19 protein-coding genes are annotated in these 17,163 nt (G+C 58.2%); 10 read left to right on the top strand and 9 right to left on the bottom strand.

The genetic code is table 11. The annotated features are described in order from the left end of the window. Positions 1 to 2 precede the first annotated feature (2 nt). The 7 genes from NKJ67_RS03760 to NKJ67_RS03730 form a co-directional block, all read right to left on the bottom strand. Entirely contained in the window at positions 3 to 1,046 is a 1,044-nt protein-coding gene (locus NKJ67_RS03760; RefSeq protein WP_352580534.1) for a TrbL/VirB6 family protein, read from the bottom strand. A gap of 183 nt (positions 1,047 to 1,229) precedes the next feature. Next, on the bottom strand, positions 1,230 to 1,964 hold the full coding sequence (locus NKJ67_RS03755) for a type IV secretion system protein (protein WP_352580533.1): 735 nt from the start codon (positions 1,962 to 1,964) through the stop codon (positions 1,230 to 1,232). Positions 1,965 to 1,973: 9 nt separating this feature from the next. Further along, positions 1,974 to 3,131, bottom strand: a complete 1,158-nt coding sequence (locus NKJ67_RS03750) for a transglycosylase SLT domain-containing protein (protein ID WP_352580532.1) — start codon at positions 3,129 to 3,131, stop codon at positions 1,974 to 1,976. Next, positions 3,115 to 5,517, bottom strand: a complete 2,403-nt coding sequence (locus tag NKJ67_RS03745; protein ID WP_352580531.1) for a VirB4 family type IV secretion/conjugal transfer ATPase — start codon at positions 5,515 to 5,517, stop codon at positions 3,115 to 3,117. The genes NKJ67_RS03750 and NKJ67_RS03745 overlap by 17 nt, the downstream gene beginning before the upstream one ends. Further along, positions 5,514 to 5,807 (bottom strand): VirB3 family type IV secretion system protein, encoded by a 294-nt coding sequence (locus NKJ67_RS03740; RefSeq protein ID WP_352580530.1) that lies wholly within the window; start codon positions 5,805 to 5,807, stop codon positions 5,514 to 5,516. The genes NKJ67_RS03745 and NKJ67_RS03740 overlap by 4 nt, the downstream gene beginning before the upstream one ends. 3 nt (positions 5,808 to 5,810) lie before the next feature. Next, complete coding sequence (locus NKJ67_RS03735) at positions 5,811 to 6,125, bottom strand: TrbC/VirB2 family type IV secretion system protein (RefSeq protein ID WP_023720448.1); 315 nt, start codon at positions 6,123 to 6,125, stop codon at positions 5,811 to 5,813. A gap of 13 nt (positions 6,126 to 6,138) precedes the next feature. After that, positions 6,139 to 6,813, bottom strand: a complete 675-nt coding sequence (locus NKJ67_RS03730) for a lytic transglycosylase domain-containing protein (RefSeq protein ID WP_352580529.1) — start codon at positions 6,811 to 6,813, stop codon at positions 6,139 to 6,141. Between the two features lie 66 nt (positions 6,814 to 6,879). On the opposite strand from NKJ67_RS03730, the gene NKJ67_RS03725 reads away from it, so the two are divergent. The 3 genes from NKJ67_RS03725 to NKJ67_RS03715 are packed head-to-tail and all read left to right on the top strand — an operon-like array spanning position 6,880 to position 8,188. Next, positions 6,880 to 7,482, top strand: coding sequence for a hypothetical protein (locus tag NKJ67_RS03725; protein ID WP_352580528.1), 603 nt, complete (start codon positions 6,880 to 6,882; stop codon positions 7,480 to 7,482). Beyond that, positions 7,479 to 8,027, top strand: a complete 549-nt coding sequence (locus NKJ67_RS03720) for a thermonuclease family protein (RefSeq protein WP_352580527.1) — start codon at positions 7,479 to 7,481, stop codon at positions 8,025 to 8,027. Before NKJ67_RS03725 ends, NKJ67_RS03720 begins: the two co-directional genes overlap by 4 nt. Beyond that, positions 8,024 to 8,188, top strand: a complete 165-nt coding sequence (locus NKJ67_RS03715) for a hypothetical protein (protein ID WP_278055737.1) — start codon at positions 8,024 to 8,026, stop codon at positions 8,186 to 8,188. Before NKJ67_RS03720 ends, NKJ67_RS03715 begins: the two co-directional genes overlap by 4 nt. Here NKJ67_RS03715 and NKJ67_RS03710 read toward each other — a convergent pair. Continuing rightward, positions 8,185 to 8,529: a hypothetical protein gene (locus NKJ67_RS03710; protein ID WP_352580525.1), complete on the bottom strand. Its 345-nt coding sequence runs from the start codon at positions 8,527 to 8,529 to the stop codon at positions 8,185 to 8,187. The two genes, NKJ67_RS03715 and NKJ67_RS03710, sit on opposite strands and share 4 nt — an antisense overlap. 342 nt (positions 8,530 to 8,871) lie before the next feature. Here NKJ67_RS03710 and NKJ67_RS03705 point away from each other — a divergent pair, with 342 nt between their 5' ends. Both NKJ67_RS03705 and NKJ67_RS03700 read left to right on the top strand, forming a co-directional pair. After that, a complete protein-coding gene (locus NKJ67_RS03705) occupies positions 8,872 to 10,485 on the top strand; it encodes an RcgA family putative transporter (RefSeq protein WP_352580638.1) in 1,614 nt (537 codons plus the stop codon). After that, complete coding sequence (locus NKJ67_RS03700) at positions 10,475 to 11,500, top strand: alpha/beta fold hydrolase (RefSeq protein ID WP_352580524.1); 1,026 nt, start codon at positions 10,475 to 10,477, stop codon at positions 11,498 to 11,500. Before NKJ67_RS03705 ends, NKJ67_RS03700 begins: the two co-directional genes overlap by 11 nt. Positions 11,501 to 11,935: 435 nt before the next feature. Here NKJ67_RS03700 and NKJ67_RS03695 read toward each other — a convergent pair whose 3' ends face one another. After that, positions 11,936 to 12,442, bottom strand: coding sequence for a helix-turn-helix domain-containing protein (locus NKJ67_RS03695; protein ID WP_352580523.1), 507 nt, complete (start codon positions 12,440 to 12,442; stop codon positions 11,936 to 11,938). A 117-nt stretch (positions 12,443 to 12,559) separates the two neighbouring features. On the opposite strand from NKJ67_RS03695, the gene NKJ67_RS03690 reads away from it, so the two are divergent. The 5 genes from NKJ67_RS03690 (at position 12,560) to NKJ67_RS03670 (ending at position 17,129) form a co-directional block, all read left to right on the top strand. Further along, entirely contained in the window at positions 12,560 to 13,162 is a 603-nt protein-coding gene (locus NKJ67_RS03690; protein ID WP_352580522.1) for a hypothetical protein, read from the top strand. A 55-nt stretch (positions 13,163 to 13,217) separates the two neighbouring features. Continuing rightward, positions 13,218 to 13,676: a hypothetical protein gene (locus NKJ67_RS03685; protein WP_352580521.1), complete on the top strand. Its 459-nt coding sequence runs from the start codon at positions 13,218 to 13,220 to the stop codon at positions 13,674 to 13,676. 737 nt (positions 13,677 to 14,413) lie between these two features. Beyond that, entirely contained in the window at positions 14,414 to 15,421 is a 1,008-nt protein-coding gene (gene tauA / locus NKJ67_RS03680) for a taurine ABC transporter substrate-binding protein (RefSeq protein WP_352580520.1), read from the top strand. Between the two features lie 68 nt (positions 15,422 to 15,489). Then, positions 15,490 to 16,284, top strand: coding sequence for a taurine ABC transporter ATP-binding protein (locus NKJ67_RS03675; RefSeq protein WP_352580519.1), 795 nt, complete (start codon positions 15,490 to 15,492; stop codon positions 16,282 to 16,284). 50 nt (positions 16,285 to 16,334) lie between these two features. Beyond that, entirely contained in the window at positions 16,335 to 17,129 is a 795-nt protein-coding gene (locus NKJ67_RS03670) for an ABC transporter permease subunit (RefSeq protein WP_352580517.1), read from the top strand. Positions 17,130 to 17,163: the final 34 nt, after the last annotated feature.

Below are 17,163 nucleotides of genomic sequence, written 5' to 3'. Positions count from 1 at the left end.
GTCTAGGCCAGAGGCCTGGAGTTATCGCGCGCACCTTGCTGGATAGCGGTCCGGGTTGCGGCATCCGCCCTGGCTGCTCGCGAAGATCGAAAACTCTTTGTCGCGAGCTGCCGGGCGCCCCGAGCGGCGCGGCCTGCGGCCCATCGCACGCCGGAGTAGCGCACGGCATTCCTGCCGAACGTCCCATATGAGTAGCGAGCGCCCATGGTGCTGAGATACCCGCCGCCATTCAGGATCGAAGCAATCGAGGGTATCTGCATGAGAACGTAGATGCCGATGATCGTCACCAGCACCAACGGCAGCACCAGCGACATTTTGCTGTCCATGGTCGCTCCGCCGGACGTGGCGGTGTTCAGCGCCGCATTGACGAGCGAGAAGTAGAAACCGAGAAAGCCGTAGATCAGGATTTGCTGGATCATCAGAAAGGTGGTCAGCGAAAGAAAGCCTTCGCTCATGCGCGAGGACCATCGGTAAAGCCAAAGGATGATCCATATCGGCGCCAAGGCCAGCGTGATGAACAACATCACCTTGGCGGCGATGATCGCGGCAATGGCAAGCGCTGCGAAGATGATGGCTGATAGCAGAACGAGCAGCGACAAGAGCGCGCCAAAAATGTCATAGAAGGATCCGCTGTAGACCTGATTGGCGACGTCCTGCGCCCCTTGGTAGAGATTGTCGATCAGCGCTGGAATTGCCGTCTGGTCGCTGAGCTGATTGCCGGTGGCCCGCGACACGGCGCCGACGATCACCTTACCGACCTCGTCTGGAATGCTTTGCACGAGCTGATAGATCGTCGCCGAAAATGTGCCCCATCCGGTCAGCAGCAGATAGATGATGACGGCGCGGCCGAGGCGATAGGCCGCTTCGATTGGCGAAATCGACTCTCGCCCGCTCAAGATCGAATAGCCCCACCACGCGATATAGACGGTCAGCATCAGGGTGAAGACGTTGCCCATCGCATTGCCCAACTGCATATAGACGGTGCGGACGAAGTCCTCGCCGATGTTGTCAATGCCACCGAGGATGCTTGCGGCGAGACCGTTCATGGATCCTCATCAATGATGCTGGCGAACGGCGTTGAATTGACCGGCTTCAGCGCGCCGCATTCGTCGGCGTGCGCATACGACAAAGGCCCGCACGGCGCTTTCAGTTCGCGATTTGCGCAACCGAAAAGCCCCGCGCTGAGCCCAATCACAAGGCATGTGCGCAACACCCGCCTCAACAAAGGGCTAACCCCCGCTCTTGCCAAAGTCCGCGAACGGATTGACGGTGCGCGGTGTCATCATCTTCTGCACCTGGCTCTGGCGAAGAAGATCTCCCTTCAGCTTCTCATTCAGGGCCGCGACCGCACCGTTCTGGACGCCGATCAATTCGTTGACCGCGCGCGCGTTTTCCAGCTGCATTCGTGTGTTCTGGTCCACCGAACCCTTGACGTCCTGCGACTGCCCGATCTGCCCACTTGCGGACTGCAAAGACTGTTGGCGCTGGGTAACGCCCTGCGAAGCCTGCGAGGTCAATGCGCTTAGCAGCGAAGCCACGTTGACGCTGCCGCCATAGGCGGTGTTGACGGCGCTGGTCTCCTTGCCGGCAATCTGCTGGAGCTGCTTCACCAGCTGCAGCCCGTTGATGACGGCGCCGGCGATTTTCTGTATCTCGGGCGACAGGCCACCAAACGAAAGCGCACCGCCGTTCAGGATCGACCCGAACGACGGCGCCTGGGCAATCGACATGTTGCCGCCGAGGCCCATTTGCCCGATGCCGAGCGAACCGTCACGACTGCCGCTGAGAGCCTGCAGGATCTCCTCGCTCTTTTTCAGGATATCCTTGTTCGAATCCATGATGGAGTTGGTGTTGTCCGCATTCTTGCGGGCGACATCAAGATTGGCGTCATCAATGACGGCAATCTGTGCGTGGGCCGTGCTTGCCCAAAGCGCCAGACTGGCAGCAATCGCGAATTTGTTCATGTCAGCCTCCTATTGCTGTAGAGAATTAATGACGCTGGCAGCGCCGGCAGGATCACTGGTGATGATCATCGAGCGACTGTCGGCCGAGCTTGCCCCCGCGTTCTCAAGTGCGCATGGTAGCCACCGGCCGCGATCGATCCTCAACCGCTCCAATTCCGCGGGATCACAAGAGAACGGGTTTGGAGAACCGCTCTTCGGCTGTTGCACCAGCTTGGACGACTGCGATGCCTGAACATTCTGCAACGATAGAAGTTGGGCCAGCAATGCCGTGAAGTCCCCCGCCTGGGCGAGGTACTGGTTGGTGACATCGGCGTTGATCCCACGAGCCGACGAGTTTAGCTCCCAAGCGTCCTTGTATTCGGTCACCTGGCCAACGTTGCCCGCCAGCGCGTCGATTGCAGCATTGTTGGCGCCCATCTGCGATGAGCTTGCATCGAGGCCGCCAGCCGCCTTCCTGACCGCGCCCATGGCCGCGTCCTGGGCCGTGCCGCCTGCGCCGTCGGCCGTTACGATCGAGAATGGTGGCGGCGCGGCGGCCGGAGCCTTGCCGCTCGACGCATAGTCGTTGAAGTAGCCGTTCCAACGGCCGACACCGCCGGCCCATTGGTTTTGCTCGCCTGCGTTCGATCCATTGTAGAAGGAAGCGAGACAGCTGTAATTCGTCGCCCCGCATTGCTTCACGCCCATTCCGAGATATTTGACGCCGCCTTCGACATTCTGCTCGTTGACGTCGCGGTCAAGTCCCATGGACTTGCCGGTGCCCTTGGTCAGCTGCATGACGCCTTTGACGCCGGTGTGGCTCCCGGCGCATGTGTCGAAGCGCGATTCCTGATAGGCAACGGACAGCGCCAGGCCTTCGGGCACGCCGTATTTTTGCGCATAGTAGCGGATCATCTTCACGTTGCCCGCGTCGCGCTGCAGCGCTTCGGCTGGCGACCGGCGAAACATCTGTGAGCGGTATTTGTTCGAATAGGTGCAGACGACGCTTTTCTTCTTGTCGGTTTCGTCCTTCTTGGCCTCATCCGACTTCGTGCTGTGCTGCTCGTCCTCTTGCCGCTTGTCGAGGTTCGGCCCGTCGATTACCGCGATCTGAGCGATAGCCACGCTCATGCTTTCCGCCGTCGCGAGAGCCAGGGCCAGACAAGCGCTGCTAAGCCGCTTCGTCATGCTCGTTCTCCCATCCGCAGAAGTATGGCAGCCACATCTCTGGCTCGTCGCCGAAGGTCTCCCGGAGCCTTGCGCATTCCTTGCTGTTGGCTTCGCTCGAGGACAAGACCTTGATGAGATCGGGCATAGCCGACAAATCGAGCTTGGCTACGATCGAGTCGCTGTCGTGCTTGACGAGGAAGGTGCGTGTTTCCTTGGCGGTCCGGCGCACAAACTCGAATTCCTTCGCTGTCAGCGAGAAGCGCTCCATGTAGGAGTCCTTGCTCGCCTTTGGGTTGGGGAAGAAAATGTTGGTCTTCGTTTGCTCGATTAGCGACGACGAGATGGAGGAATTGACGACGTCTTCCGCCGTCTGCGTGCCAAAGCCGACCACGCCGTTGCGGCGACGAATGGTCTTCAGCGTCTCATTGATGAAAGCAGCGAAAACCTCGTCGTCCAACAGCTTCCAGCCTTCATCGAGGAAGAGCATGATCGGCGAGCCGTCGATGACGTCCTCAAGCCGATGGAAAATGTAGAGCAACGCCGCCGAACGCAGCTTTCGATCGCCCAGGATCTTGGTCATATCGAACCCGACAACCGGCTTCGAAAAATCGACCAGATCGACGGGATTGTTGAAAAGCCAGCCCTTGTCCTTCGGGTCGAGCCAGGGCTGTATCCGCGCGGCCAGATCGTTCATGCCAGGCATGAGCGACCCCCGCAGCACTTCCGGCAGCAGGTCGAAGGTACGCTGTTCGCGCGGGATCTTGTAGATCATGTCGACGGCGGCGTTGATGACGCGCATCTCCGCTACATCCAGCGCGCCGCCTTCCGGCGTCAGAATGTAGATGAGCAAATCTTCCAGGAAGGACCGGTTTTCTGCCGTGTCCTCAAGCTGCAATGGCGCGAACCCGGTCGGCTGGGAAGGCTCCATCACCTCATAGCGACCGCCGAGCGCCCGAACGAAAATTTCAGCGCCGCGCATATAATCGAAATAAACACATCGTGGCCGCGGCATGATGCGCATGGCCTGCGCCATCAGGAATGACAGCACCACGGTCTTGCCCGAGCCAGTCGGACCGAACACCGTGAAGTGCCCGACATCATGAACGTGGAAATTGAAATAATAGGCTGTCTGGCTGGTCGTTTCGAGCAAAGCGATGGGCCGTTTCCAATGCAGCCGCTCACGTTGGCCCGACGGGAAATTGTGTCCTGAAAAAAGGCCGGCGAAGTTAAGCGACGAGATCAACGCACGTCGCGCGATGTAGCTGAAATTTCCCGGCAGCTGCGCCCAAAAGGCTAGTTCCGTGTTCAGTGTCTCGCGGACCGGCACGATCGACATGCGCGAAAGTTCGGCCGTAATGTCGGATAGCGCACGGTTGAGCCCAGTCATGTCCGATGCCAAGGCCATGACACTCATATGATGTTGTCCGAAGACCACTTCGCCACCGGCCAGCTTGTCGGCGCCGTCGTGGACGGACTCCTCGACCGTCGTGCCCGCCTCGTCCGATCCCTCAACCTGGTTCGCGATGGTGTTGATCCTGCGCATCGCCGTTACACGGTCTTCGATCGCGAAACTCTGCGTCAGGACAAACTCATGCGGCAGGCGCAAGAGACCGTCCAAAGAGCCCGGCGCGGTGAACGGGGGGTATTCCTTGATCGACACCATGGCGCCAAGCTTGCCTGCGTCCGGTCCGCGGAATTCCAGCGCGGACTTGCCGAAAAACAGCTGCCGCGTCGCCAGCACGTCACCAAGGCTCATGCGCGGCAAAGGCATTTCCACGCCGATGCCGCCGGCGAGGATCTTCGCCAAAAATTCCGCCGGCTCGGAAAAGAAGCCGTTGCGGCGCTTCACGACCCCGAGAAGACGTGCACCATAAGCCGTAAAATCCTTGACGACTCCGTCGAGAACGTCATGCAGTTCGGCCATCGCCTCTTCGCGGGTTTCTTCGCCCGCGGTACTGATGCGGAACGCATTGAGCGCCTTGTCCACCCAGCCGACGCGACCGACCATCGGTCGGCGTATGACCGCCAGATACGCCTCGTTGACGAAAAGGTTTTTCGCCCCAAGCTCATCCATGTAGCGGGCGTCGAGCTCGGCCACGAAAGGAATGTCAAAGTCGCCTTCGATCTCCGGCGTTACGTGGCGGCGGATGATCGTTGTGTAGACCGCAAATCGAGAGGTCGAGAGATTGCGGAACGTCGTGTTGCGGTTGAACATGCGGCTGTTCAACTCGGCTTGGTCCATCGTCTGGAAGGGCAGGCCACTGAGCTGGATGACGCCGATCAGAAAGCCGCTCTTCGTCACGATCAGATTGTCATCGACATGGCGAAGGTAAGGGATGTGCATCGCCGCGGGTTTTTCACGCCGGCGCTCGCGGCCAAATTTCAGGTCGGCATCGAGGCTCATGGCGAATAGCTCCTCGCCCCCCAAAAAGTAAGGTTCGCCACCGCTCCGCGTTTGGAGACGCGCCGCTCGAAAATATGAAACATGTACGGGTCGCGCTGGCACAGATATGCGCTGATCAGATGCACCACGCCGAAAACGCCAAGGCCGAGCATGAAGCTGCTCGTGGCAATGAAGCCGATAACCGCCAGGATGCCGTTCAGAGCGAAGACCTCATAGCGCACTCCCCATTTCATCGGGGGGCGTGTCAGTGGCAGGCTGACCGGCTCGACATAGACCTCGTCGTCGTCCATGTCTCAGCTGCCTCCGGCTGTCGCGCGAACCGCATCCACAAGCTGGGCGGCGCCGAAAATCAGAGCGATGCCAATGATGATGGAGAAAGCCATCATCCACGCCAGCCGGCCCGTCATGGCGAGGAAGCCGAGAAAACAGACGGCGATGATGGCAAATGAACGCGCTATGTTGCCCTGCAGAACTCCGACGAACCACTCCAGCACATTTTCGACTGGTGCCGCCGACTGGGCATACGCAGTGGCTGGCGCGAGAGCTATTCCGACCGCCGAGGCCAAGGCCAGTTTCAGGGCAAATTTGCCCGCTTTCCTGTATTCCACCCTTTGGCTCCTTTCAGTTGCCGAAATCCATGACATGACCATCCTGCCAAGAGTCCTCACTTGCCGGCGGAGCGGCCGCGAGCGTTTCGGATTTGGTCAGGGCGGACTTCTTCACGACACCGCCGAACTTCCAGCGGTTCAGTATTTTCACAATGTATTCTGCCGTCTCCGGATTCACCGGAATGCCCTGCGTCTTGTAGACGTTGTTGGGCCCGGCGTTGTAAGCCGCCAGCATCAGCAGAGGATCCTGGAACTCATCATAGAGTGACTTCAAATAGCGGAGGCCAGCCCGTACATTTGCCGCTGTATCGCAACGGTCGCTCACGCCGAGATCGGCCGCCGTGCCCGGCATCAGCTGCATGATCCCCATGGCGCCGGCCTTCGACGGACCCTGTTTGGCGCCGAGATCGCTTTCGGTCCATGCAATCGCCTCGGCCAGATCGGCGTCGAACCCTTCGTCCTGCGCGATTGAACGCACAAGTCGGGAGACATCGGCACGATTTCCGGTCTCACACACCCCCGGCCTTTGCGCCCCGACTGAGGCAAGGGCTTGCGCCGGCGTTGCAAAGGCAACTGCGACGCGGTCTGATGCCAGGTCCCGGCCGAACGCTTGCAACGGCATCGTGGCGCCAAAGAGGGTGAGCAGAAGAGCGAATCGAGTGTTCATACTGTCGCCAAAATTTAACACTTTACTATGGCTACACGCAGCCCTAGTAAAGTGTCAACACGATATGCACGGCGAGGACGGATTTCGATGAAACAGACGGCCCTTTGCACGGTTTTGCTGCTCCAGGGCAGCGTTGCTTATGCTGCCGGCGCCGACGCCCCGAGCGCCTTCGCGCCACCCTCGGAGCAATACCTGCTCCAGTTTGCGAAGCCGGGCGAGAAGGTGTTCGTCTATGAACGCTACGATGCGAAAGGCGCGCTCTTTCAGCGCGATGCGGCCGCTCTCATCGGGCCAGTTAAAGTGCCGTCGGCAACCGAGCGCGTCGTCAACGGGGTGACATACCGGCTGCGCGGCCTTGCCGCCTGCCCAAAACCGAAGATTGCGTACAAGACGCGGCAGTGGGACTGCACGAAAGCCGCGCAGGACTATGAAGAGGCAATCTACAACGATCGTGCATCTGTAGTGCTTTGCAAAACACTTGTGCTGCAAAGCAGGAAGGGTGAACCCGACGCTGTGTCGTGTTTCTCTCTCGTGGGTGCGGGCAATGCAAACGACCCGTACAACGTCGCCTACGACGATGACGAAATGGTTTTTTTCGACATGGCGGCGATCGGACGCAACAAGGACGGCAAGTCGCTGCGCCCCGATCTTGAGCATTCCGCCGACCTCGGTGGACAGTTCCAGGAATGAAGCGGGCGAGCTTCGCAGTGCTGGCCGCATTTGGTTTGTGCGCATCGGCACAGGCCCAGGATGCATCCGAGTCTGCCGTGCCAACGCCCTTCGCGGTATCGAAATCGGCTCAACTGCTGACCGGAGATACCTGGCGCGACGGAGCTCACCTTTTCCGCCTCTATGGCGTCCAGTCATGTCTTCGAGGCACATCAGCTGAAGAGCCAAATGGGAACAAAATGGATTGCGGGAACACTTCGCTGGCGCACCTTGCTGCGCTATTCGATAGCGCGGCGGTTACATGCCAGCCAATCGGCTACGCCCTGGACAAGGCGGTTTTCGTCGTGTGCGCTGCGCAGCTGAATGGCGAAACAATTGACGTCGGCACCGCGCTCATAGCGACCGGGTACGCGTTTGCCGCAACGACAGCGAAGGGCAAAGCCGTCAATGAGAACTACCTCGTCGCGGAAATCAACGCTAAGATGAAACGTGCGGGTTTGTGGGGCACGCCGTTTCAGCATCCTGTGCAGCTGCTGCTAAACAAGCGGTCGGAGAGAAAACAATGAAGCACGACGATGAGGCGCACAAATATTACTATCCCGTGGAAGGACGCACTGACGGCGCCATCGGCGATGCTATCGCTCTCATCGCGATCATCTTGGTGCCGGCAGGAATCTATGCGGCCTGGAATACCGTGGCCTCATGGATTTCAGCGCTCTTCTCCTAGGACTGCAGTTTCGCGAAAGAACCGAGCAACGCGCGAAAATCGTCGACATCAAGCTCGCACCAGTCGTTCCCCAACAACCGCCGGAAATAAGCTGCCTTCATTTTCATCTCAACGACATCGGCCACCGGCGCAGCGGCCGCGCGCCGACGCGCGATAGCCTCTTCCGCCATCACCGAATCCAATCGCCGGCCGATCAGGGTCGCGTCCGGCCCTTCGGCCCTCATCCATCGCCTGCCGAGACGTTCAACCATGGCGACTGCATGACGATGCGCCGCGAGCAGATTCGCGACCCCATCGGCCTCTTCCATCACTCCGTTATTACAGACCACTTGAATGGGCATCGACCGGCTCCATGCGCATGACAATTCGTAAATGATACCTGGGGAGGCGAGAAAAATAGGAATGGGTTCATCCCTCCGCTTCTCAGGCTCCCGAAGCCTTGGCTTCCCCTACTGTTCGCTCATGAGGTCACACTACCCTGCCACCAGACAAACGTTTCCGTTGGCCGGCGGTTTGCGAAACATCTCCCACGCAACAAACGTGTTCAGCCTCTCCAGCGGGTCACCTTCATTCGATCTCTCCCGTGCCGGCCAAAATCGAGTTGATAAAAACGTGATTGAGGACGAAGGCACGATAGGATACGAAGCCTAGCGAAACGGAACGAAACTAGAGCCTGTAAGTTGTTGTTTAAGAACGGAAAGTTATTCCTCCCTCCGCCGAGAGACGGGAGTGATTTCAAAGAATTATTCAAACGACTGGCGGCGGCGGGTGCGGGTCGACTGTTGGACAAAGACGGGTTTCCTGCTGGCCCATGGACGCCCGAACTCCTTGCAGAGGCGATTTCACTGATTGATTCCAACCGGGTTGGGGTCGATCTGCGAACGGTGCAGCTTTGGTTTCAAGAGAACGAGAAGGGAATTAGCACTGCCAACATTCGTTGGCTGGCGAGGATTTTTGGATGCGATGATCCGGTCGCAACTAGCGAATGGCAGATGGAGCTTAGTGAGGCGCAATCGCGGTTATCGGCCAAGAGACGAGAATGGAAGAGAGCCGGAAGCAGCGTTGCACAGGAGATTCCAGATACGGCAGTGACTGCGACCATCGATGACGAGACAGACTCCCCGGTAGAGCTGATACTGGATACTGACCCCAAGGCGCCGAGCCGGCGCTTTAGTTTGGCGAGGAAATCGGAGGCGTTTTTTAGTCGCGGATCTCCCCTGAATTTACCGGCGTCGGTGTTTGCGGGTGTCGCCGCTCTTGGGTTTTTGTCGTATCTTACGGGGATTCACAGCGTGACGTATGGCCGGGCGGATGGCGTCGTCAAGCAGGTTGGGTTTCTTTGGACAGCGAATTGGACATTCGTCTTCATGGTATTTTTGCCACTGTTTTTTGCCTTCGTGACCGAGCTAGTGACCTTTTGGAAAGATGAAGGCCGCCCAAAGCTTGTGGCGCAGGGCGACAAGATGGAAAGCGACGATGCCTGGGCGCGCACCGTACAAGCTTCTTCGTATTCATATTGGGCGGTTTTTTTGATTTGTGTGGTGTTCGCCGGTCTTTTTCAGTGGATCGGCGTGTCTTTAATCCCGTTGCTCAAAGGGGGTGGCAACTATGCGACGGATTGGGGCTCGGTAGCGATTGTGCGCCCGGAGGTTATATCGGTGCCGGAAGCGGTTGTGTTCACGGGGCTCGCTTACCTGTACATGTGCCTCTGTTTTTATCTGTTCTTCGTAGGCCTCATTTTGCTTTATACGGTGATCCATGATCTTTGGAGTATTGGAGAAGCAGCGAGTAATCGGCCGGAGGTGAACTATCAACACGAGCTCCATGAAGCGAGCCTCAGGGTTATGCGTGCGATTTTTCGGTGTACTGTTTTGGGGCTTCTGATCGCCATGGTCATGAAGCTCCAGAGTGCTTACCTGACATCGCGTGGAGAGAATATTGTGTCTTGGTTGGTCGGCGATATGTCTTCCGCCTTTTATGGGCGCAATGATGTGAGCACCGGAATCATCTACCGTAGGCCGACACATTACAGTAGCCTTCTTATCGCTATTTCGACCTGTGTGGTATTTGTGTTCGGCTCCATGCGTTTAGGTGTCGAACGTCGGTTTTGTATGTCTTTGTGGAGGATGTCAGCGATCGTAGCGTTACTGGTGGCTAGCTACTTGCTGATCGATGCATTTGCTGGCTTTTCGATCCTTCTGGGCGTTGGAGTGCTGTTCGCAATATACGGCCTGTTTGATCCAGGGTTGGGGCGAGGGCAAGCGAGTAAGTTAGGAAACAATCAGAGTGTATCATAGTTGGCTTGATCGTTGGGATGAGCGGCGGGCGCGACGCGGTGAGGAAGGGAAGAAACCATCGGATTTCGCCCTTGACGCGGAACTCGCCTTTCCAGGTGCGAAGAAGATAACAGGTATCGAGGAATTCTGTGCCCTTGCCGACCAGGCCGTGGCTGATCCAGCCTTTTTCGATGACCCGAATGTGAGTGATCAGGGGTTTGAAAGGCTAGATGGGTGGCTCAAATTTCCATCGGACATTTCTACTGATATCGAACAGAACAATGTCGTCTCGGCGAAAATCACAGAAAGCGGGTCGGTCGATCAGGCGATGGTGATTTTTCACCATTGGAATGCAAGCTCCCGGAATCGTCAGATTGCCAACTTTTTCTCGCAGCGTGGCACCACGGTTGTCGAGATTGCTATGCCTTATCACTTCGAACGCAGCCGTCCCGGCTCCGTGCACGCCGACTATATGCTTAGCCCTAGTCTCGGTCGAACGATCCAAGCTGTAAGGCAGGCAGTGTTGGATGGGCGAAAACTCATACGTTGGTTGAAGATCGAAGGCTATCGAGAGATCTCGGTTCTCGGTATGAGCTTAGGCTCCTGGGTTGCGGGGGTGGTCGCGGCGCACGACTCGGCTGTGTCAAAAGCCTCGTTGTTTCTGACGGCCGGGAGTCTAGCGGATATGGTTTGGACGGGTCGCGCGACACGATTGATACGTGATAGCCTTGAGCCAGAGATTGAGCTGACCGATCTCAGAAGGGCCTGGGGTCCACTTAACTTGGAGAATTACGCACATAGTTTGGCGCGGCCTGATCTCGATCTTCATGTTGTGTTGGCTAAGAGAGATAAAGTGGTGTTGCCAGAGCTATCGGAGAGGTTCATGCATAGGCTGAAGGACGCCGGAGCTAGGCCAAATATTTTGAAATTAAACTGTGGTCACTATTCGCTCGCCATGCCGCCTTACATTTTGTTGGCCGGTTTGAGCTTGAAGCGGTTTCTGTCGCGTGCTGACAAGTCGGCCCGGCGAGCATGATTTTGGCGTTGGCCGGTCAGTTCACCAGCAAATTCTCTGGCAGGGATCACGACACAAAAGTGATGATGTGGGGTCGCCACCTACCGGAACCGATCCCTGGAAGTGGCCGACAAAGGCGCAGGCATGACACAGGCAATTGTCGAAAAGGCCACGACACTCTTCTTCTCTACACGCGCCGGCAGGTTTGACGGCTTGTTCTCATATGGTTTCGACCCTCAAGGGAAAGCTCTTCATCAGCAAGCAGTCCCGGCGCCGGCACAGTCGTCCATGTCAAAGTCCCGTTATCATTCCTGCCGCTAACAGCCGACGATGACGCCAGCGGCCCGACAGCCGCGGCGTGGGACGCTAGTCGGCCGCCGGGCCTGACCGGCAGGGGCATAGGAGCGACGCCGGCTGGGCCGAATTATAGGCCCTTTAGGAACACTCGTGGGGCGGCTAGGTGTCGGCTCTGCCAGGCGGGATCTTTTCGGAAAAGAGGAAGGTCGCTGGATCGAGTTTCAACGCCTTGGCAATCGCGGCAATCGTGTCCACGCTGATGTTGCCGCTCGCCCGTTCCAGTTTCGTGAAGGTCGCCTCCGCCACGCCGATGAGTTCGGCCATCTCATAGCGGTGCAAAGTACGTCTTTGCCGCTCAAAATCGATGATCTGCGCCAGCCGCTTGCGGACCGCATTGTCGTCCAACCGATGCGCCCATTCCGGAACTTTCTTACCGCCGGCGAGCAGTCCTGCAAAAGACAATTGCAAGCCGTTTGCCATGACCTGCAGCGTCGTCAATGTGACATTATTTTTTTGACGCACAGTCTGAATGTAGGTTCGATAGGCCAGTTTTTCGCCCTCGGCGGTCCGAAACAGCTCGGCCATGTGCGTATGGGATAGGCCACGTTTGGCTCTCTCCCGCTCAAGCGTCAGGGCAATGTTGGCGCGCAACGGGTTATTGACCACGCCTCCGTCGTCTCGCTTCATAAATCGATGTAGTCGCACAAATCTGCCTTTTCGAACTGTCCTTTTTCGCGCGGATCATCCATAGTAAACTGTCAAATCTGCAGCGAGGAAAAGGCTATGACCATACTCAAATTCCTACTGGGGGGTGCCGTCGCCATCGCGGGCGCCGCAGCTCTTCCATCCCAATCAAAAGCGTCGGAATGGGGCTGTCAGGTCCTCCTATGTCTTTCCGGTGACTGGCAAGGCACCCCCTCGTGCCACCCGCCAATTTACAAATTGATTGCGGCGATGGAAGCCCCGGGTTTTAATTGGCCGACCTGTCCCCAAGCCAACTCCAGCGCGGCAAGATTTGAGAAGTATGAGGATTGTCCGTCTGGCTGGCAAGCAGATGGCAGCTCCGAATCCGATCGACCGGGCTTAGGTCAAGAACGAAACATCTGCCGCATCGCGGCCGATAGGCTCTCCTTACCGGTCGTGTTCAAAAACAACGCCCTCGGCGGGCATCATGGAGACGGATCACGTCAGGTCCAAATTGAGATCGACGGTAAGGTGGCTGCGGCAACAATCCAGACCGCAGGGAACGATGGAGGGCATTCCCTTGGTACTGGTCCGACCTACTACACCATCCCTCGACCGATGCGCGGAAAGCCCTGGTTCATCGAGTATGATGACGCGAACGGCGTGCGCCAGAAAAGTTGGTTCAATCTCAACATGCCGTGAGCCAGGCGATCACGCAGGACGAGGTAATATGGGGTCGCAATTCAGGGAGTTTGTAGTGTTCAAGGCGCTTCTCCTGTCTGCTGTGATTATGAACACAGGCGCAGTGTTGGCGGCGGCTGGTCAGAGCGACAGGCCGCGATCAAGTGTGGACAATCCTATGTGGCCCGCTTCACTGAAATGGGACTGCAAGACCGCTGCCAAAATCGTGTGTGAGCGTGATGGCAGTTGCTTGGTGGCTGAGGACCACACTGGATTTGTGCTGAACTACGGGAGCAACGAAGCTGAGTTCCCGGCCAGCAATGTCAGGATCAAACGCCACTATCAACAGACCGTACAGGCAAGCCCTTTGCAGCAGGAAGTTAAGGTCGAACTGGCCGACAATCGCGTTCTTTGGCTGACGGCCGTGGATGCCAGCCGCACTTATTCGGAAGCGTGGGTCGGCGCACTGAGCGAGTTGAAGGGTGGCGCGGTACTGATGGAATCCGAGGGAGTCTATTGCATGCCGCACAAGTGAGTGCGCCGAGTGGTTAGTCGAGCGAAGGCCGATATGGTCTGACCCTGGGGCGCCGACCCCGAGGTTCCAGAAAAGCTCAAGGGCTTTGCCATCCAATTTCATCGGACGATGAGGTGGCCTCAAGTAGCATCGAACTGTCGAGCCGGGATGTCGAGAAAGACTTACGGTACAACACTGACGGGTTGCCTCGCAACGACTGTCCATAAGACTTTTGTAAAGCGAGATATATAGATTGCAGGGAGCAAGAACTATTTATTTTTACTGGTGAAAGTCGCATAAGACATCTTATGGAACTATAAAACATCGCCGCAAAATAGAAATGTCTTAATTCCGCAAAGTTGGAATGTCGCCCTGCTCGTCGATGAGCGAGGGAGACGGCGGGTTGGGACTGATTTTGATGAGCGAGCGCGAGCTGCAACGCATCGAGGTGCTGTCGCTGGCGGCTTCGGATGTTGGCGCCAATGAGACCAGTTCGCTGCGCGTTCTACCTGATTGATCGCAAAGACCGATACGATGCGAAAACCGATCTTTAAAGATTCACCGCGGAAGGTCGGCTTCCGATCAGAGCCAACAGGAATGGCGCCTAGACCGCCCGGCCGAATTCTTTTTCAAGCACGAGTGTGTTTTCGGAATTTCATTCCTATCTAAGTCTATAAGTTAAGTGGACTCTAATCCAACGCTCTTGGCCAGGGCGGGCAATCGAGGGGTTTGCCCTCTGTTCAAAAGGATTAGACGTGATGAGAAAACTGATTTCTGCCGCTCTTTTCGGACTTACCGCGGTGGTCGCCTCGGTCTCAGCGGATGCCGCCGACAAGAAAGTCGTCATCGCCTACCAGACCGGCGCCAATCCCTACAATCTCGGCATCGCCACTGGCGACCTTGCCAAGAGGACCGGCTGGGACATCGAATTCCGCCGCTTCAATTCGGGCGCCGACATTTTCGCCGCCATCGCCTCCGGCGATGTCCAGATCGGCGATGTCGGTTCGAGCCCATTCGCGGCAGCCGTCAGCAGGGGCATCAATGTAAAGGCGTTCTACATCTCCTCGGTCTCGCGTGACGGCGAAGCCTTGGTGGTGCGGCCCGAGATCAAGACGCCGGCGGACCTGCGCGGCAAAAAGCTCGCCGCTGCACCCGTATCGACCGACCATTACCAGCTACTTGCCGTTCTCAAGCAGGAAGGCATCTCCGAGAAGGAAACCCAGGTCATCGCCATTCCGCAGCCGGAGATCGTTGCTGCCTGGAAGCGCGGCGACATTGATGGGGCTTTCGTATGGGATCCCGCACTCTCCGAACTCAAGAGGAACGGCAAGGTCCTGCTCACGGCGGGCCAGGTTGCCGATCGTGGCGCGCCGACCTTCAGCGCACTGGTGGTGACCGGCGAGTTCGCCAAGGCCAATCCAGAGTTTCTCGGCCAATATGTCCGGCTGATCGACGGCTACACCACCTCCTATTTGAGCAATCCTGCCGCTTGGGGACCGGATTCCGACAGCGCCAAGGCGATCGCCAAATTGCAGGGTGGCACGGCGGCGGAGAATTCGGAGCAGTTGAAGACGACGGTAGTTCCGCCGCTCGATGAACAGGCGACCGACAAATGGCTGGGCGGTGGCGACAAGAGCGCCGTAGCCAAAATCCTCAAGGACACCGCGGGCTTCCTAAAGGATCAGAAAAAGATCACCGCCATCAAGGACAGCTACGCTGCAGCGGCCGATCCGCAATATGTGGAGGCCGCCAAGGCCTCCAACTAGGAATTCCTTGAACGACATTCGGCTCTGGCTGGCGAGATCTCGCCAGCCAGATTGTTTGGAGAGCCAGTATGCTTCGAATTCGCGATGCCAGCGTCACCTTTCCTGCCTCGGATGGCCAGGAGGTGCACGCCCTCGATCATGTCTCGCTCGACATTGCTCCCGACTCCATCGTCGTCGCTGTCGGCGCTTCGGGATGCGGCAAGTCGACCTTGCTCAACGCGATCGCCGGTTTCTTGCCACTGAGCGAAGGCTCGATCACGCTGGACGGTAAGGAGATCGTCGCGCCGGGCGGCGATCGTGGCGTCGTGTTCCAGAAGGATACGTTGCTGCCTTGGGCCAATGTGCTGGACAACGTCGCGCTCGGCCTGAAATACCGGGGCGTGGCGCGCGGCGAACGCCATGAGCGATCAAGGCGTCTGCTGGAACTGGTCGGGCTCGCCGATTTCGCCGAAAAGCCGCCTTACGAACTGTCCGGCGGTATGCGCCAGCGCGTTGGTATCGCGCGGGCGCTAGCCACCGATCCGAAGATACTGCTGATGGACGAGCCGTTCGGCGCCCTCGACAGCCTGACGCGCGAGACGATGCAGCAGCTTTTGGCCTCGGTCTGGGCCAAGACTGGCAAGCAGATCCTGTTCATCACGCATTCCATCGAGGAAGCCCTCACGCTCGGCACGACCATCGTTGTGATGTCGCCTCGTCCAGGCCGCATCGTCGCCCGCTTCGACGCCGATTTCGTTCGCGAGTTCGCGCAGAGCGGTGACATCGGGCCGATCCAGTCCCACCCGCGTTTCATCGAACTGCGGCAAGAAATCCGCTCGCTCATCCACCAGCCGGAAGGCGCCCGCACAGGAACCTTGCAATGACGCTTGCCGCCAATTCCGGAACTTCATTTACACTTTCGACAACTCAGCGAATGCCGTCCCCTCGGCCGCGCCGGTCGACATCGACAAGCACGCTCGGCATCAGCCTCGTCACGCTGGCTGCGCTGATCGGGTTGTGGTTCCTCGCCGCGCATTTCGAATGGGCGTCGCCGCTGTTCCTGCCGTCGCCGGCCGAGGTGCTGACCCAGTTCAGTGCCGTCTGGGTCGACGGCTATGCCAACGGCACGCTGCTCGAGCACACGCTGGCCAGCCTTGGCCGCATCGCCGCGGCGCTCGGCGTCGGTATTTTCCTGGGCATTCCCCTCGGCCTGCTGATGGGGCTCAATCGCTGGGTCAAGGGCATCTTCAGCGTGCCGATCGATCTCTACTGGGGCTTGCCGCCGCTGGCCTACCTGCCGCTGCTGATCATCTGGTTGGGCATCGGCGAGACCTCCAAGATCGTGCTCCTGTCGCTGTCGACCTTTGCCCCGATCTGCTTTGCCGCACAGGCCGGTGTCCGGTCGGTGCCCGCCGAACGGATCAATGCTGCGCTGTCGCTTGGCGCCAGCCGGCTGCAACTGTTCACCAGCATCATCCTGCCGTCCGCATTGCCGGAAATCATGACCGGCCTGAAGATTGCCATTGGTGCCGGATTGTCGACGCTGGTCGCGGCCGAGCTGATCGCGGCCCAGTCGGGCCTTGGCTACATGATCATGTCGGCGGCCAATTTCCTCGCCACCGACGTCGTCTTCGTCGGCCTCATCGTCATCGCCATTCTTGCCTTCGCCTTCACCAGCGGCATGCGCTGGCTGGAGCATCGCCTCATTCCCTGGAAGGGCAAGATCTGACCTTGCCCTACACATTCCGCAGTCGCTGAAGGAA

Source organism: Mesorhizobium sp. M0088 (assembly GCF_040322895.1).
Lineage (GTDB): Bacteria > Pseudomonadota > Alphaproteobacteria > Rhizobiales > Rhizobiaceae > Mesorhizobium.
This window is presented reverse-complemented; position numbering and strand designations above follow the sequence as displayed.

Coding starts and splice junctions, on each gene's coding strand:
- NKJ67_RS03675 (WP_352580519.1), top strand. CDS start 15,490: ATGCTTCGAATTCGCGATGCCAGCGTCACCTTTCCTGCCTCGGATGGC.
- NKJ67_RS03690 (WP_352580522.1), top strand. CDS start 12,560: ATGACCATACTCAAATTCCTACTGGGGGGTGCCGTCGCCATCGCGGGC.
- tauA (WP_352580520.1), top strand. CDS start 14,414: ATGAGAAAACTGATTTCTGCCGCTCTTTTCGGACTTACCGCGGTGGTC.
- NKJ67_RS03740 (WP_352580530.1), bottom strand. CDS start 5,807: ATGGACGACGACGAGGTCTATGTCGAGCCGGTCAGCCTGCCACTGACA.
- NKJ67_RS03745 (WP_352580531.1), bottom strand. CDS start 5,517: ATGAGCCTCGATGCCGACCTGAAATTTGGCCGCGAGCGCCGGCGTGAA.
- NKJ67_RS03725 (WP_352580528.1), top strand. CDS start 6,880: ATGAAACAGACGGCCCTTTGCACGGTTTTGCTGCTCCAGGGCAGCGTT.
- NKJ67_RS03710 (WP_352580525.1), bottom strand. CDS start 8,529: ATGCCCATTCAAGTGGTCTGTAATAACGGAGTGATGGAAGAGGCCGAT.
- NKJ67_RS03760 (WP_352580534.1), bottom strand. CDS start 1,046: ATGAACGGTCTCGCCGCAAGCATCCTCGGTGGCATTGACAACATCGGC.
- NKJ67_RS03670 (WP_352580517.1), top strand. CDS start 16,335: ATGCCGTCCCCTCGGCCGCGCCGGTCGACATCGACAAGCACGCTCGGC.
- NKJ67_RS03715 (WP_278055737.1), top strand. CDS start 8,024: ATGAAGCACGACGATGAGGCGCACAAATATTACTATCCCGTGGAAGGA.
- NKJ67_RS03755 (WP_352580533.1), bottom strand. CDS start 1,964: ATGAACAAATTCGCGATTGCTGCCAGTCTGGCGCTTTGGGCAAGCACG.
- NKJ67_RS03720 (WP_352580527.1), top strand. CDS start 7,479: ATGAAGCGGGCGAGCTTCGCAGTGCTGGCCGCATTTGGTTTGTGCGCA.
- NKJ67_RS03750 (WP_352580532.1), bottom strand. CDS start 3,131: ATGACGAAGCGGCTTAGCAGCGCTTGTCTGGCCCTGGCTCTCGCGACG.